The organism is Streptomyces sp. NPDC058701 (assembly GCF_042715295.1).
Classification (GTDB): Bacteria; Actinomycetota; Actinomycetes; order Streptomycetales; family Streptomycetaceae; genus Streptomyces.
Genome location: NZ_JBHXSY010000039.1, coordinates 31,891 through 47,440, shown reverse-complemented (window position 1 = coordinate 47,440; position 15,550 = coordinate 31,891). Strand labels below are relative to the sequence as shown.

Genomic DNA, 15,550 nt, shown 5'->3' with positions numbered 1-15,550 from the left:
CACGGCTATCTCAGGTGGTCGGGCCCGAAGGCCTGGGGCAGCATCGCGGACAGCGGCAGGATCCCGTCGGGGGTCTCCACCAGCAGTTCCGGGCCGCCGAACTCGAACAGCAGCTGTCGGCAGCGGCCGCAGGGGACGAGGATGTCGCCCTTGCCGTCCACGCAGGTGAAGTGCGTGAGCCGGCCGCCGCCGGTGGCCTGGAGCGAGGACACCAGTCCGCACTCGGCGCACAGGCCGAGTCCGTAGCTCGCGTTCTCCACGTTGCAGCCGGTCACGACCCGGCCGTCGTCGACGCGGGCGGCGACCCCGACCGGGAAGCCCGAGTACGGCGCGTACGCGTGGGACATGGCCTCCCGCGCCGCGACGCGCAGGGCCTCCCAGTCGACGGCCGCGGCCGTGGCCGGGCTCGTCACTTGCCCTGGCCCTTGCGGTACGGCATGCCGTCCGCCTTGGGCATCCGCAGCCGCTGTGCGGAGAGCGCGAGGACGAGCAGGGTGGTGACGTACGGGGCCGCGTCCACGAACTGGCTGGGCACCGAATCGGTCAGGGCGTACCAGACGAACAGCAGGACGGCGCAGAGCGCGGAGATGCCGGCCTGGACGTACTTCTTCTTGTACAGCTGCCAGGCGAAGACCAGGACCAGCAGGATCGCGATCAGCAGCAGCATGGCGTGGACGTTCTCGGCGCCGCCGCGGAGCTTGAGGCTGTCGATGAAGCCGAAGAGGCCCGCGCCGAGCGCCGTGCCGCCGGGCATCCAGTTGCCGAAGATCATCGCGGCGAGGCCGATGTAGCCGCGGCCGCCGGTCTGGCCCTCCTGGTAGATGCCGGTGGTGATCGCGAGGAAGGCGCCGCCGAAGCCGGCCAGCCCGCCCGAGACAATCACGGCGATGTACTTGTACTTGTAGACGTTGACGCCGAGGGACTCCGCCGCGATCGGGTTCTCGCCGCAGGAGCGCAGGCGCAGGCCGAAGGCGGTCCGCCACAGCACCCACCAGGTGCCGGGGATCAGCAGCAGGGCGATGAGGGTCAGCGGCGAGAGGTTGGTGACCACTCCGCCGATGACGCCCGCGAGGTCCGAGATGAAGAACCAGTGCTTGCCCTGGAGGTCCGACAGCGCGTCCGAGAGCCCGCCCAGGTTGATCCGTGGGATGTCCTCGATGCGCGGGGACTGCTTGGAGGAGCCGCCCGGCGCCTCGGCGAACGTGAAGTTCGACAGGTACTGGGTGAAGCCCAGCGCCAGGATGTTGATGGCCACGCCGGAGACGATGTGGTTCACGTTGAACGTGACCGTGATGATCGCGTGCAGCAGGCCGCCGAGGGCGCCGCCGAGGATGCCGACGAGGACGCCGGTCCAGGGACCCCACTGGTAGCCGGCCCAGGCACCGAACCAGGTGCCGAGGATGAGCATGCCCTCGAGGCCGATGTTGACGACGCCCGCGCGCTCGGCCCACAGGCCGCCGAGGCCGGCGAGGCCGATCGGTACGGCGAGCTGGAGCGCGCCGGAGACCTGGCCGACGGAGGTCAGGTCGTTGGCCCCGCTGATCAGGCGGACCAGCGAGACCAGCGCGAGGCCGCCCGCGATGATCAGCAGGATCCAGGGCAGGGTGAGCTTTCGGCGGCCGTCCGACTTCTTCGGGGCCGCGCTCGCCGCGGAGACGGTGCTGGTGCTCACGCCGCGACCTCCTTGTCGGTCTTGATGGCGCCGCCGGCGGCGAGTTCCTCGCCGACCTTCTGCTGCTGGCGGCGGATGCCGTAGCGGCCTACGAGCTCATAGGAGACGACGACCGCGATCACGATCAGACCCTTCATGATCGTGCCGATCTCCTTGGCGTACCCGGCCGTGTCGAGCGAGGCCGAGGCCTTGTCGATGAAGGCCATGAGCAGTGCCGCGAAGAAGATGCCGACCGGGCTGTTGCGGCCGAGCAGGGCGATGGTGATGCCCGTGAAGCCGATGCCGACCGGGAAGGACAGGCTGTACGTGTGGCTCTCGCCCAGCAGCACGGGCATGCCCGCGAGGCCGGCGACGGCGCCGGAGATGAGCATCGAGGTGATGATCATCTTCTTGGCGTCCACACCGGAGGCCTGGGCCGCGGACTCGCTGGCGCCGGTGGCGCGCAGGTCGAAGCCGAAGCGGGTCCGGTTGAGGACGAACCAGTAGACGATGCCGAGGGCGAAGGCCACGAAGGTGAAGCCGTAGATCTCCAGGCCGTCACCGAGGTCGACCGCCGGGAACCAGCCCGACTGGGCGATCTCGCCGGTGTTCAGGTCGTTGGAGCCCTCGGGCTGGACGCCGAGGTTCTTCGGGAGGATCAGGTAGGCGATCAGGCTGGTGGCGATCGCGTTCAGCATGATCGTGGAGACGACCTCGCTGACGCCCCGCTTGGCCTTCAGGACGCCGGCGATGCCGGACCAGAAGGCGCCCACCATCATCGCGACGAGCACGATCAGCAGGATGTGCAGCGGGCCCGGCAGGGTGACGGCCGTGCCGACCACCGCGGACACCATCGCCGCGAGGCGGTACTGACCGTCGACGCCGATGTTGAAGAGGTTCATCCGGAAGCCGATGGCCACGGCCAGGGCTGCCAGGTAGTACGTACCGGCCTGGTTCACGATGAGGACCTGGACGTCCTCGTAACCCGCGTTCTCCACCATGATCTGCAGCGGGTCGATCGGGTCCACACCCGTCGCCGCCAGCACGATCATGGTCAGCACGAACGCGGTGACCAGTGCGAGCGCGGGCCCGGCGAAGGCGAGGAGCAGCCGGTCCTTGTCGAATTTCTTCATCGGGCCTCGTCCTCCGGTGAATCGGCACCAGCGTCGGTACCGGCGGAGTGGTTGTCGGTGGCTTCCAGGTGCCCGGAGGCGGCGCCCGTCATGGCGGTGCCGAGCTCTTCCGGGGTGACGGTCGCGGGGTCGGCGTCCGCGACAAGGCGGCCGCGGTAGATCACGCGCAGGGTGTCGGACAGGCCGATCAGCTCGTCCAGGTCGGCGGAGATCAGGAGCACGGCCAGGCCTTCGCGGCGGGCCTCGCGGATCGCGTCCCAGATCTGCGCCTGCGCGCCGACGTCCACACCGCGGGTGGGGTGGGCGGCGATGAGGAACTTGGGGTTGTGGCTCATCTCGCGGCCGACGATCAGCTTCTGCTGGTTGCCGCCGGAGAGCGAGGCCGCGGTGACCTCGATGCCGGGCGTGCGGACGTCGTACTCGCGCACGATCCGCTCGGTGTCCTTGCGGGCCGCCTTCAGGTCGAGGATGCCGCGCCTGGAGTTGGGCGCCTCGGTGACGTGGCCCAGGATGCGGTTCTCCCACAGCGGGGATTCCAGCAGCAGGCCGTGGCGGTGGCGGTCCTCGGGGATGTACCCGATGCCGCCCTCGCGGCGCTCGCGCACCGGCGCCTTGGTGATGTCCCTGCCGTCCAGCGTGATCACGCCCGCGTCGGCGGAGCTCATGCCCATCAGGGCTTCGATCAGTTCGGTCTGACCGTTGCCCTCGACGCCCGCGATGCCGAGGATCTCGCCCTTGTGGATCGTGAAGTTGACGTCGTCGAGCAGCAGGCGGCCGCCCGACGCCGGCTCGCGCACGAAGGTGTCCGAGGACTCCGGCGTCCGCGCGGTGTCCTCGGTGGCGACGGGCCCGAGGCCGCCCTCGGCGACGGTGAGTCCCGTCACCTGCAGCATCGGGACGTCCGTCACGGTCGACTCGCGGGTCTCCGGCGAAGGCAGCTCCGCGCCGACCATCAGCTCGGCGAGCTGCTTGGGCGTGGTGTTGCGCGGGTCGGCGGTGCCGACCGTGGTGCCGCGGCGGATGACGGTGATGTCGTCGGCGACCTTCAGGACCTCGCCCAGCTTGTGCGAGATGAAGATGACGGTCAGGCCCTCGGACTTGAGCTCGCGCAGGTTGTCGAAGAGGGCGTCCACCTCCTGCGGCACGAGCACCGCGGTCGGCTCGTCCAGGATGAGGATCTTGGCGCCGCGGTAGAGGACCTTGAGGATCTCCACGCGCTGGCGGTCGGCGACCCCGAGGTCCTCGACCAGGGCGTCGGGGCGCACGCCGAGGCCGTACGCGTCCGAGATCTCCCTGATCTTCTTGCGGGCCTTGGCACCGATGCCGTACAGCTTCTCGCCGCCGAGAACCACGTTCTCCAGGACGGTGAGGTTGTCGGCCAGCATGAAGTGCTGGTGCACCATGCCGATGCCGCGGGCGATGGCGTCGCCGGGGCTGGTGAAGGAGACCTGCTCCCCGTCGATGGCGATGGTGCCCTCGTCCGGCTTCTGCATGCCGTAGAGGATCTTCATCAGAGTCGACTTGCCGGCGCCGTTCTCACCGACGAGGGCGTGGACCGTGCCCTTGCGGACGGTGATCGCGATGTCCTTGTTGGCTACGACGCCGGGGAAGCGCTTGGTGATGCCGTGCAGTTCCACGGCGGGGGGCGGGCTGGACGCGTTGATGACGCACTCTCCTTGGCGCGGAAGGAGCGGAGGCAGGGGGGAGACAGGGCGGGACTCGGCCGGGCGGGTGGGCGGGAGCAGGACGGTACCGCGTCCACGATGCCTCTACGCGCGTAGCACTGTCGAAAGTGAAAACTTGCGGCCAAGTGGCCACAACCAGTCACGGGGTGACGGTTCACGAGACGCGGCTCGGGGTCCGGGAGCGGCACTGACCGCTCCCCGGACCCCGGAGACCACGACTACATGTCGGACTCGGCCTTACGGCGCGGTCTTGACAGTGATCTTCTTGGCGATGATGTCGGCCTTGGCCTTCTCCACCGCGGCGATGACGTCGGCCATCTTCTTGTACTCGGGGTTGGAGTCGGCGAGGCCGACGCCGTCCTTGTCCAGGCCGTAGCGGATCTCACCGTTCTCCGGCTTGCCGTCCTTGACCGACTTGATCAGGTTGTAGACGGAGTCCGAGACGTCCTTGGTGACCGAGGTCAGGATCTTGTCCTTGTACTTGGACAGACCCGCCTGGTTGTACTGGTCGGAGTCGACACCGATCGCCCACTTGCCGGCCGCGTGGGCCGCCTCGATGGCACCGGAACCGGCCAGGCCGGCCGCGGCGTACACCACGTCGGCGCCGCCCGCGCTCAGCTGGCCCTGCGCGGCCGCCTTGCCGAGGTCGGGCTTGGAGAAACCGTCGAAGTTCGGCGGCTGCGTCAGGTAGGCGGACAGCACCTTGGCGTTCGGGTTGGTGTCCTTGACGCCCTGGGTGAAGCCGGCCTCGAACTTCTTGATCAGCGGCACCTCGACGCCACCGATGAAGCCGACCGTGCCGGTCTTGGACACCTTGGCGGCGGCGACGCCGGCCAGGTAGGAGCCCTGCTCCTCGTTGAAGACGAGGTTGGCGATGTTCGGGCCGGTCACCGAGGTGTCGTCGATGATGCCGAACGTGGTCTCCGGGAACTTAGGAGCGACCTTCTTGATGGCCGGGGCGTAGGCGAAGCCGACGCCGATGACCGGGTTGTTGCCCTTGCGGGCAAGCTCGGTGAGGCGCTGGACCTTGTCGGCCTCGCCCTCACCGTCGGTGGGCTCGGCCTCGGCGCCCTTGATCTTGAGGTCCGTCTCGGCCTTCTGGAGGCCCGCGTAGGCGGCGTCGTTGAACGACTGGTCGCCGCGGCCACCGATGTCGTACGCGATGGCGGCGCTGGCAGCCTTCGCGTCGCCCGAGGCGGAGGACGAGGACGAGGCGTCCGACGAGTTCTTTCCACCACAGGCGGTGGCCGAGAGGGCGAGCGCAGCGGACGCGAGGCCCACGGTGGCGATCCTGGTGATCCGGCGCAAGGGAAGGCTCCTTCAAAACCTGACCGAAGCGCCACGACCGGCGCTGGTTTCGCGGCGATCGTAACGCGCGTAGATGTCAGTTAAAGGCCCGTTCATGAGTCGTTATCGGATCGTCGCGAACCGGACAGTGACCGGTTGGTGACTGCACACCCGTCCAACCCTTGTGTACCAAGGGTTGGACAGCCCCGCGGGAAGAACGGTGAATGTTGTACGGAAGTTTGCCCGGGCCCTACTGGGGGGAAGTGGACCGCCGGCCGTCCAGCAGGGCTGCGGCCGTGAAGAACTCCACGCCGACCCCGATCGCGGACTCGTCGACGTCGAAGTCGCCCCGGTGCAGGTCCCTCTTGGCGGTGTCGCCCGGGGTGCGGACGCCCAGCCGGGCCATGGCGCCCGGGACGTGCTCCAGGTACCAGGAGAAGTCCTCCCCGCCCAGGCTCTGCTCGGTGTCCTCGACGGAATCGGCGCCGCGGCGCGCACCCATGGCCTCGCGGAGCAGTTCGGTGACCACCGGGTCGTTGACGACCGGCGGGACCCCGCGCACCTGGTTGATCTCGAACTTGGCCCCGTGCATCGTGGCGATCTCGTCGATCGCCGCGTGGATCATGTCGGGCGCCTCGTGCCAGGCGGCCAGGTCCAGGCAGCGCACGGTCCCGGACAGCTCGGCGTGCATCGGGATGACGTTGCAGGCGTGGCCCGCCTCGATCCGGCCCCAGGTGACCGCCATGCCCGAGCGGGCGTCCATCCGGCGGGAGAGCACCGCGGGCAGGTCGATCGCCACCCGGGCGGCCGCCGTCACCAGGTCGGTGGTCAGGTGCGGCCGGGCGGTGTGCCCGCCGGGGCCGGAGAGGCTGACCTCCAGCCGGTCGCAGGCCGAGGTGATGGCGCCGGACCGCAGCCCGATGCGGCCCGAGTCGACCCGGGGATCGCAGTGCACGGCGATGATCTTGCCGACCCCGTCCAGGACCCCGGCCTCGATGGCGTCGGTGGCTCCGCCGGGGAGCACCTCCTCGGCCGGCTGGAAGAGCAGCCGCACCGGACGGGGCAGCAGGCCCTGCCGGTCGAGGTCGGCGAGGACCAGGCCCGCGCCGAGGACGACGGTGGTGTGCACGTCGTGACCGCAGGCGTGGGCCCGGTCCGGGACCGTCGAGCGGTACGCGGCGTGCGTCTTGGCGTCCGGGATGGGCAGGGCGTCGATGTCCGCGCGGAGCGCCAGCATGGGCCGTACGCCGTCCCAGGAGCCCACGTCACAGACCAGACCGGTGCCCGACTTCAGCACCCGTGGTCGCAGGCCGGCTCGTTCCAGCCGGGCCTTGATCGCTGCCGTGGTACGGAACTCCTGGTGCCCGAGCTCGGGATGCATGTGCAAGTCCCGGCGGAAGGCGATCAGTTCGGCACGCAGGTGGTCCGGAAGCTTGCCGGGCAGCTCGGGCCGGTCGGACGCGGCGGGCTGGGCGGTCTGGGATTCGCGGGACATCAACTGGTTCACCCGTTGAAGGGTAGGCGCATCGACCGGCCAACTGGCTGGAGATCACAAAAAGTTCATGCCGTTAGGGTAAAGAAACCCGGCCTCTGGACGCATGGCCGGATGCGTCCGGGGGTAAACTCGCGCGCTCATCCGGCCGCCCCGGCCGTCTGGGCAGGGAGTCTGCGCACATCACGGGCGCTTTCCGTGACCCCCGCGAGGAAACCGCGGGCGCGCGGCGACGCGGATCCGGTGAGCCAGGCGGGGTCCACATCGCATACGGCGACGGTGACACCGGTCCCTCCCAGGGCGTACGGCAGCGTGTGGACGACCGTGGAGGGGAAGCTGACCACCGTGTGCCCCACCGGGCCGCGCCGGGCGATCAGCTCCAGCGGCAGGTCCGGCCGTACGATCTCCAGCCCGGTCGCCGCGCTCAGCGCGCGCAGCTTCTCGGGGGACTCCCGGCGGTGTGCGAAGTAGCGGGTCGCCCCGTGCTCCGCGGTCAGCGCGCGCACCGCGTCGAGGTAGCGGGCCGGGTCCACCACGCCGGTCTCCACGAGCGAGGTCCCGACCAGGTCGGTTCCCCTGGTCAGACGGGGCGGGCCGAAGCGGGCGCGGGTCCAGGCGAAGTCGTTGACCCGCAGGGTGGTGCTGCCGTGGACGGTGACCGGCATCGAGCTGAACAGCTCCACGGCGCGCGTCCCGGAGGGCGTAAACCGGCGCCGGGCGGTGGCCGAGACCGGCGCGTACGCCAGCTCCCGGACCCGGCCGGGCAGCCCCCCGGCGCCGACCCGGTGCCAGCGCACCAGGCGCTCGCCGCGGGCGGTCTGGGCGACGAACTCCATGGTGGCCGTTCCGTCGTCGACCACAACGAGCCGGTCGGCGCGCACCAGGGTGAGCAGCAGCTGCACGTACCGGGAGAACGGGTCGCCCACGACGACGGTGCGGGCGGCCCGGACGTCGCCGACGAGCGCCGCGAGCGCCTTCAGTGGCGCGAGCCCGCCACCGCGCGCCTCCTGCCACCGGACGTCGTGACCCTCGTCACGTGCCAGGGCGGCCATCCGGCGCAGCTGGCCGCGGGACATCGGGTCGGTGGGGGGCAGGACGACGATCCGCAGCGGCCCGGCGGCGGGCGCGTCCGCGGCGGTGGGCGGCGGGGCGGGCGCGCCGGCCTCGCGGCCCTGGCGCGGGATGCCGCCGAGCAGCGGGGCGGGGACCGCCGGGCCCGGGGCGGCGGCGTCGGGACCCGCGGGGTCGGCGGGCCGGGCGTACGCCCACTCCAGGACGTTCAGGAGTTGGACCGGGCTCTCGACGAACGCCAGGGCGGAGGCGGAAGGGGGCACCACGGACACCACGTACTCCTCGTCTGGGGCGGCACTTCGTCTGGGGGCGGCACTCGTACGCGCCGGACCCGGGGTCGGACGGCCGGGACGGTCAGACGGCCACCGGCGTGCCCTGCACCCGGCGGAGCTTCTTCATGGGGCCGAGCTCGGAGGCGTAGACCCGCTTGACCCCGTCGCCGAGGGCGGTCTCGATGGTGCGGATGTCGCGGACGAGGCGGGTCAGGCCGCCCGGCTCGACGGAGGCCGCCTGGTCGGAGCCCCACATCGCGCGGTCGAGGGTGATGTGCCGCTCGACGAACGCGGCGCCGAGGGCGACGGCGGCGAGGGTGGTCTGCAGGCCCGTCTCGTGGCCGGAGTAGCCGATGGGGACGTTGGGGTACTCCTCCCGGAGGGTGTTGATCACCCGCAGGTTGAGCTCCTCGGCCTTGGCCGGGTAGGTCGAGGTCGCGTGGCAGAGCAGGATGTTGTCGCTGCCGAGCACCTCCACCGCGTGCCGGATCTGCTTCGGGGTGGACATGCCCGTGGAGAGGACGACGGTGCGGCCGGTGGCGCGCAGGGCGCGCAGCAGCTCGTCGTCGGTGAGCGAGGCGGAGGCCACCTTGTGGGCGGGGACGTCGAACTTCTCCAGGAAGGCGACGGCCTCGGTGTCCCACGGGGAGGCGAACCAGTCGATGCCGCGCTGGGCGCAGTGGGTGTCGATGGCGCGGTACTCGTCCTCGCCGAACTCGACGCGGTGGCGGTAGTCGATGTACGTCATGCGGCCCCAGGGGGTGTCGCGCTCGATGTCCCACTGGTCGCGCGGGGTGCAGATCTCCGGGGTGCGCTTCTGGAACTTCACGGCGTCGCAGCCGGCTTCGGCGGCCGCGTCGATCAGGGCGAAGGCGGTGCCGAGGTCGCCGTTGTGGTTGATGCCGATCTCTCCGACGACGTAGACGGGGTGGCCGGGTCCGGCGGTGCGCGATCCGAAGGTGCGCAGGCGGGCGGCGACGTGGGGGGTGGCGGTCATGGCGGGCGACGTCCTTCGCGTGGGTACGGGGTGTGCGGGGGGTGCGGGGAGCTCGGGGTGCGGGGTGTTCGCGGGGTGTGCGGGGAGCTCGGGGTGCGAGGTGGGCTCGGGGGGTGCCGGTGCGGGGGCCGCGAGCCCGGGGTGCGGGGTCAGGGGGTCGAGGAGCGGGGCGAGGAGCCGGGCCCGGGCCAGGTCGTGCGGGTCGTCGATCTCCAGCACCCGTGCCGGGTCGGTGGCGACGGGCAGGACCCGGCCGAAGAACCGGTGGCCGGCGGCGCGGAAGCCCGCGGCGTCCATGGCGTAGGCGGCGCCGGTCTCCAGCAGGTCCCGCGGGCGGTCCTGGCGCCTGGGGCGGTACGCCTCGTCGTGGTTGACCCCGGCCGCGGACCCGTCGGGGCGTTCCCGCCAGAGGAAACCGTGGAAGGGGGCCGCGGTCAGGGCCGAGTCGGCCTCCCCGGAGGCGACGGCGGCGGCGACGGACTCGACGTCGGAGGCGGTGAGGAAGGGGCTCGTGCACTGGACCAGGAGGACCACGTCCACGGTGGCTCCGTGCAGCTCCTCGAAGGCGGCCAGCGCGTGCAGGACCGCGGCCTCGCTGCTCGCCGTGTCGCCGGAGATCGCCCGGGGGCGGGTGACCGGCTCGGCGCCGGCGTCGCGGGCGGCCGCGGCGATCGCGGCGGAGTCGGTGGACACCACCACGTCGGTGACGGTCGGCGCGGCCAGGCAGGCCCGTACGGCACGGGCGACGAGCGGCACCCCGGCCACCTCGGCGAGGTTCTTCCCGGGCACCCCCTTGGAGCCGCCCCGGGCGGGTACGACGGCCAGCACCCGCGGCGCCCCGGTCCGCGGCGCGGTCACAGCTCCCCCAGGCGGCGGATCAGCGGGGCCACGCGCTGGACTCCGTGGCGGTACGCCCCGCGGGCGGCTCCGCGCAGGTGGGCGCGCAGGCGGCGGCGCAGCCGGGACTCCCCCGCTGCCCGGCGCACGGCGCCGGGCAGCGGGGTGCCGTCGGGGGCCAGGCGGTGGCGGGCCAGGATGCCGGGCAGGTAACCGGGGGCGGTGGTGAGCGTGTAGTACGGGTCCGGGGAGGGCAGCAGCTCCTCGGCGGCCAGCGCGGCGACCCGCTCCCGGGCGGCCGCGTAGGCGTCGTCCAGGGGAGCGTGGTCGGCGTCGTCGGAGGGCGCGCCCGCGGTGGCGTCCCCGGCCGCAGGGCGGACCCCCTGGGCGCGCAGCCAGTCCTGATCGCCCCGCGGGAGCAGCCCGGCGTCCAGCTCGTCCCAGGAGGCCAGGCAGCCCGAGCCGAGGAAGTGGTGGTTCCCGAGGGCCTCGCGGATGCCGAGGTCGGTGAGGACCGCGGTCGGCACGGAGCGGTGCAGGGACTCCAGGGCGGCCGTGGACGAGACGGTGACCAGCAGGTCGGCGGTGTCCAGTACCTCGCCCATGTTCCCGTACACGAGGCGACAGTTGGGCGGGAGTCCGCCCGGCAGCCGCTGCGCGAGCCGCTGGTAGGGGTGCTCCTCCAGGTGCGTGGTGTGCTCCCCGGGGCGGCTGCGGAGCTTGATCAGCACCTCCCGGCCGGGGTGCAGCCGCGCGTGCCGCGCCGCCCGCTCCAGCAGGTACGCGCGGTCCGCGCGGCTCTCGGGGACGGAGGGCTGCACGGCGAAGACCACCCGGTGCGCGGGTCCGGCGGCGCCGCCGGACCCGGCCGGCGGGACGTACCGCGCGCCGCCCAGGAACGGCAGGGCCGTCTCGGTCACGGCGCCGGCGTCCGCGCCGACCCCCTCGTACACGGCGCGGAACCGCTCGGCGTCGTGGCGGGAGTTGGCGAGGACGAGGTCGGCCCCGTGCCGCAGCAGCAGCCCGTCGGCGAGCTTCTCGTAGACGACGCCCACGTAGCCCGTGACGAGTACGGGCCGCTCGGCCGGGGCGGGCCACAGGGCGCGGGTCCCGTGCAGGACGGCCTGGACGGCGCCGCCGACGAGAGCGAGGACGACCACGTCGTAGCGCTCGCGCCCGAGTCCGTCGAGGAACTCGGCGCAGGACACCTCGGTCAGCCGGTCGGCGCCGACCCCCACCTCGCCGAGCTGGCGGTCGGTGGGCGTGGCCCGGCCGCGCAGCAGGTATCCGGTGAGCTGGTGGTCGGGCACGAGACGGCGGGCGGTGAGAGCGCCCCATTTCCATCGCGTATCGGAATCGGCGAGCACGGCGACGCGCAGCTTGCTTTCTGGCACGCGGCAGAAACTATTCCGCGGCGCGGCCGACCGGCCCAACGACCGCACAACAGCGGGTTAACAACCAGTCGACGACATGCGAAAGCGTACGGGTTTACGCGCCCGCCCCGCGCCGTTCACATGGAATACGCACGGGAGCCACGGTGAATGCCGGGCGGACGCCTACCGTCCGGTGGGTGCCCAAGCTCTCTGTTGTCGTGCCGTTCTACAACGTGCGGACGTACGCACCGGATGCCCTGAGGAGCCTCGAAGCCAACGCCCGGGACGATTTCGAATTCCTGCTCGTCGACGACTGCTCGACGGACGGGACGGGCGAACTGCTGGAGCGGGCGGCCCGCACGCTGCCCGGCGCGGTCCTCCTCCCCCACGGGCAGAACGGCGGCCTGGCCACCGCACGGAACACCGGACTGGACGCGGCCCGCGGCGAGTACCTCGCCTTCCTGGACGGGGACGACTGGCTGGCCCCCGGCCACCTGGCCGGGACGCTGGCCGCCATCGAGGCCCTGGGCTGCGACTTCGTCCGTACCGACCACGTGCAGTGCACCGGCAGGGCGCGGAGCGTGCAGCGCGTCCCGTACGGGCCGCAGTCGCTCGTCGCCGATCCGCGCACGGCGATCCTGCCCTCGGACCGGGCCACCTCGGTGGACTATCCGTACGCCTGGGCCGGCATGTACCACCGGCGGCTGCTGGACCGCGGGGTGCTGCGCTTCACCGACGGGCTGCGGACGGCGGAGGACCGGCCGTGGATCTGGCGGCTGCACCGGGAGGCGGAATCCTTCGCGGCCGTCGGAATGCCCGGAATCTTCTACCGTCGCGGGATTTCCACGTCGCTGACGCAGATCGGGGACGAACGGCAGCTCGATTTCATCCGTGCATTTGATCAAGTTCTCGCGGAAACCGCGGCGGACCGCGAATCGGACCGGCTGATGCCGAAAGCCGTCCGAACATATTGCGCGATCATCGCCCACCATTTCGGATCCATCGAAAGGTACGAACCGGCCGTGGCCAGGAAACTCCGCTCGATGAGCGCGGCCGCGCTCGGACGCATGCCCCGGGACGTGCTGGACCGCGCCCTGGACTCGATGGACGCGGATCGCTCCGCCCTGCTGCGCCGCGTCCGCCGGGCGCACCGTCCGCTCGGCCGCCGCACCGCACGGGGAGCGGCCGCCTGATGCCCACCCAGATCTTCCTGGCCTCGACCCTCTACGGCGCCGCCACCCTCGCGGCGGGCATCGACGCGGGCGTCTTCCCGGCCGTCGGCCGCCGGATCCTGCTGACCAGCAACCACGCCGTGACCGCCGAGGTCACCCCCGGTCTCGCGGACATGCCGGGCTTCGCCGTGCTGCGCGGCCGCTTCGACGAGGTGCTCGACTGGAACGCCGTCATCGCACCGCAGCACCCGAGCACCTGGGCCCCGCGCCCGGAGGACGTCCCTCTGTGGGAACGGCAGTTGCGCGCCCTGTGGGGTCTCGGCGACGACCGCGTCGAGCTGGTCGTGGAGTCGCTCCAGGTGCCGCCCGCCCAGACCCTGTGCCGGCTCTTCCCCGGCGCGGCCGTGGACGTCTACGCCGACGGGCTGATGAGTTACGGGCCCACCCGCTTCCGGCTCGACCCCCAGCTCGGGATGCGGGTGCGGCGGGTGCTCCACCCGGACCTGGTGCCGGGTCTGGAGCCGCTGCTGCTGACGGAGTTCGGGGTGCGGGCCGAGCCGCTGCCCCCGGAGCCCCTGCTGAAGGTCCTCGCGGAGGTCGCCGAACTCCCGGACCCCGCGGGCCCCGAAGGTCTCGGAGGCCTCGGAGGCCTCGGAGGCCTTACCCGCGACACCGGCCCCGGCCCCGGCCCGGCCGGCCGCCCGGCGCTCCTCCTCGGCCAGTACCTCTCCGCGCTCGACCTCATGACCCCCGCCGAGGAGGAGCGGCTGCACGCGGACATGGTCCGCGGCGCGCACGCCCTCGGCCACCGCGAGCTGGTCTTCAAACCGCACCCCGGCGCCCCGGCCGCGTACGCGCACGAAGCCGAGCGGGAGGCCGCCCGGCTCGGTGTCCGGCTGACCGTGGCGGCCGCCCCGGTGCTGGCCGAGACGCTCTACCAGCGGCTGCGCCCCGCGCTGGTCGTCGGCTGCTTCTCCACGGGCCTGCTGACCGCCGCCACCCTGTACGGGCTGCCCGTCGCCCGCACCGGTACGGGCGCGGTGCTGGCCCGCCTGACCCCGTACGCGAACAGCAACCGCGTCCCGCTGGCCCTGGTCGACGCCCTGCTCCCCGACCTGGCCGACCCGGACGCGGTCCGCGCCTGGACGCCCCCCGGCCCCGAGCGGGTCCGCGCCGAGCTGGCCGGGCTCCTGACCGCGGTCGGGTTCACGATGCAGCCGCGGATCCTGGCGGCGCGCCGGGCGGAGGCGGAGGCCCACCTCGCCGGGCGGTCCGGCCCCGGCGCCCTGCGGTACGTCACCCGGCGCCGGCTGACCGTCCTGGGACTGCCGGGCGGCATTCCCGCCCGGCTCGCGTTCCTGCCGCGCAGCCCGCGGGTGCGCCGGGCCGTGCGCCGGATCGTGCGGCTGCGGCGCACGGGCCGCTCCGGCCGCCCGCTCAGCTGACGGCGAGCTTGGCCGCGAAGCCCAGGAACAGCACGCCGGCCGCCGAAGTCGCCCACGCGGACAACCGCTTGCGGCGGCGGAAGGCGGCCGACAGCCGGGTCCCCGTGAAGATCAGGGTGGACAGGTAGAGGAAGCTCACCAGCTGCGACACCGTGCCGAGCAGCAGGAACGACAGCGCCGGGTAGGCGTACCCGGGGTCGACGAACTGCACGAAGAACGACAGCAGGAACAGGATGGCCTTCGGGTTGACCAGGCTCACCAGGAGCGCCCGGCGGTAGGGCCGCCCGGTGCCGCCCTCCGGCTCCGCGCCGGTCAGCAACTCCTCCTGCGTGGCCCTGCGGTCGCGCCACATGGCCCGGGCGGTCCGCATCATCCCCACGGCCAGCCAGGCCAGGTAGCCGGCGCCGAGGAACTTCACCACGCCGAACAGCAGCGGGCTCGCCTGGAGCAGCGCGCCCGCGCCGGCGGCGGTCAGCACCATCAGGACCGCGTCGCCGGTGAACACCCCGGAGGCGGCCTTGTAGCCCTCCCTCACTCCGCCGCGCGCGGCCACGGACAGCACGTAGAGCGAGTTCGGACCCGGCAGCAGCACCATCAGCACCAGGCCGGCGAGGTACGTCGGAAGATCTGTCACACCCAGCATGCGCAGGAGTGTCCCACAGGGTTGCACCTGTCGCGCCACCCCGTTTCGCCTACTGGAACCGGCCCCGTCCGCAGCGCCCCGGAGCACCGCGCGACACCGGGGGACCCCGCCCGTCAACCGGCCGCCCGCGCACCGCCGCGCACCCTGCCGCACGGTCCGGGACGCGGCCCGGACCCGCTGTTCGCAAACCCGGGTGAATGCCCTGGACATCTGGAAAACACCCCGGATCGCCCGGGCGGGCCGCCGGGTCCCGTCCCGTCAGGCCGCGGGCCCCGCGTACCGGTTCGGCCGGAATTCCGGCCGCGGCGCGCGCCGTCGGACGTCCCTGCGTGGAACAGCCGGGTCCGGGACTGATAGAACCTTCCCCGGCTACCGCCGGGTGTGGCCCCCGCCGCGCACTCCTTCGCACGGCTGCGGGCGCCCCCGGTCACAAAGGCGCAACATCCCGGGACTCAGCGCAACTGTCCGCGCGCCCCAGGCATCACCTACTTA

The 15,550-nt window shown here is 72.4% G+C and carries 12 protein-coding genes and 1 pseudogene; 2 read left to right on the top strand and 11 right to left on the bottom strand.

Annotated features, from left to right (window positions below; translation table 11 throughout):
- Positions 1-5: 5 nt before the first annotated feature.
- The 10 genes and pseudogenes from ACFWW8_RS30335 to ACFWW8_RS30290 all read right to left on the bottom strand — a co-directional run bounded on the left by ACFWW8_RS30335 (position 6) and on the right by ACFWW8_RS30290 (position 11,819).
- Positions 6-413 (bottom strand): cytidine deaminase, encoded by a 408-nt coding sequence (locus tag ACFWW8_RS30335; RefSeq protein WP_386533734.1) that lies wholly within the window; start codon positions 411-413, stop codon positions 6-8.
- The gene (locus tag ACFWW8_RS30330) at positions 410-1,672 is read right to left on the bottom strand and encodes an ABC transporter permease (protein WP_386533731.1); all 1,263 of its coding nucleotides are present in this window, start codon (positions 1,670-1,672) and stop codon (positions 410-412) included. Before ACFWW8_RS30330 ends, ACFWW8_RS30335 begins: the two co-directional genes overlap by 4 nt.
- Positions 1,669-2,784 (bottom strand): ABC transporter permease, encoded by a 1,116-nt coding sequence (locus ACFWW8_RS30325; RefSeq protein WP_386533728.1) that lies wholly within the window; start codon positions 2,782-2,784, stop codon positions 1,669-1,671. The genes ACFWW8_RS30330 and ACFWW8_RS30325 overlap by 4 nt, the downstream gene beginning before the upstream one ends.
- Positions 2,781-4,484: an ABC transporter ATP-binding protein gene (locus tag ACFWW8_RS30320; RefSeq protein ID WP_386533785.1), complete on the bottom strand. Its 1,704-nt coding sequence runs from the start codon at positions 4,482-4,484 to the stop codon at positions 2,781-2,783. The genes ACFWW8_RS30325 and ACFWW8_RS30320 overlap by 4 nt, the downstream gene beginning before the upstream one ends.
- A gap of 222 nt (positions 4,485-4,706) precedes the next feature.
- Positions 4,707-5,777: a BMP family protein gene (locus ACFWW8_RS30315; RefSeq protein ID WP_386533726.1), complete on the bottom strand. Its 1,071-nt coding sequence runs from the start codon at positions 5,775-5,777 to the stop codon at positions 4,707-4,709.
- A gap of 229 nt (positions 5,778-6,006) precedes the next feature.
- Positions 6,007-7,251 (bottom strand): amidohydrolase, encoded by a 1,245-nt coding sequence (locus tag ACFWW8_RS30310; RefSeq protein WP_386533782.1) that lies wholly within the window; start codon positions 7,249-7,251, stop codon positions 6,007-6,009.
- 137 nt (positions 7,252-7,388) lie between these two features.
- The gene (locus ACFWW8_RS30305) at positions 7,389-8,582 is read right to left on the bottom strand and encodes a hypothetical protein (protein WP_386533779.1); all 1,194 of its coding nucleotides are present in this window, start codon (positions 8,580-8,582) and stop codon (positions 7,389-7,391) included.
- Positions 8,583-8,673: 91 nt separating this feature from the next.
- Positions 8,674-9,588: an N-acetylneuraminate synthase family protein gene (locus ACFWW8_RS30300; protein ID WP_386533777.1), complete on the bottom strand. Its 915-nt coding sequence runs from the start codon at positions 9,586-9,588 to the stop codon at positions 8,674-8,676.
- A gap of 456 nt (positions 9,589-10,044) precedes the next feature.
- Positions 10,045-10,416: pseudogene (locus ACFWW8_RS30295) on the bottom strand (cytidylyltransferase domain-containing protein); the annotation flags it as partial.
- A gap of 26 nt (positions 10,417-10,442) precedes the next feature.
- On the bottom strand, positions 10,443-11,819 hold the full coding sequence (locus tag ACFWW8_RS30290) for a DUF6716 putative glycosyltransferase (protein ID WP_386533723.1): 1,377 nt from the start codon (positions 11,817-11,819) through the stop codon (positions 10,443-10,445).
- Between the two features lie 176 nt (positions 11,820-11,995).
- Between ACFWW8_RS30290 and ACFWW8_RS30285 the strand changes: the two genes are divergently transcribed.
- Positions 11,996-12,991, top strand: coding sequence for a glycosyltransferase family 2 protein (locus ACFWW8_RS30285; RefSeq protein ID WP_386533720.1), 996 nt, complete (start codon positions 11,996-11,998; stop codon positions 12,989-12,991).
- A complete protein-coding gene (locus ACFWW8_RS30280) occupies positions 12,991-14,415 on the top strand; it encodes a polysialyltransferase family glycosyltransferase (protein WP_386533717.1) in 1,425 nt (474 codons plus the stop codon). Before ACFWW8_RS30285 ends, ACFWW8_RS30280 begins: the two co-directional genes overlap by 1 nt.
- On the opposite strand, the gene leuE is transcribed toward ACFWW8_RS30280, so the two are convergent.
- Positions 14,408-15,058, bottom strand: a complete 651-nt coding sequence (leuE, locus tag ACFWW8_RS30275; RefSeq protein WP_386533715.1) for a leucine efflux protein LeuE — start codon at positions 15,056-15,058, stop codon at positions 14,408-14,410. The genes ACFWW8_RS30280 and leuE overlap by 8 nt on opposite strands.
- Between the last annotated feature and the right edge of the window lie 492 nt (positions 15,059-15,550).

Bases quoted from the DNA above. Each gene is read 5' to 3' on its own strand.
- ACFWW8_RS30325 (WP_386533728.1), bottom strand. From the start codon at position 2,784: ATGAAGAAATTCGACAAGGACCGGCTGCTCCTCGCCTTCGCCGGGCCC.
- ACFWW8_RS30310 (WP_386533782.1), bottom strand. From the start codon at position 7,251: ATGTCCCGCGAATCCCAGACCGCCCAGCCCGCCGCGTCCGACCGGCCC.
- ACFWW8_RS30300 (WP_386533777.1), bottom strand. From the start codon at position 9,588: ATGACCGCCACCCCCCACGTCGCCGCCCGCCTGCGCACCTTCGGATCG.
- ACFWW8_RS30280 (WP_386533717.1), top strand. From the start codon at position 12,991: ATGCCCACCCAGATCTTCCTGGCCTCGACCCTCTACGGCGCCGCCACC.
- leuE (WP_386533715.1), bottom strand. From the start codon at position 15,058: ATGCTGGGTGTGACAGATCTTCCGACGTACCTCGCCGGCCTGGTGCTG.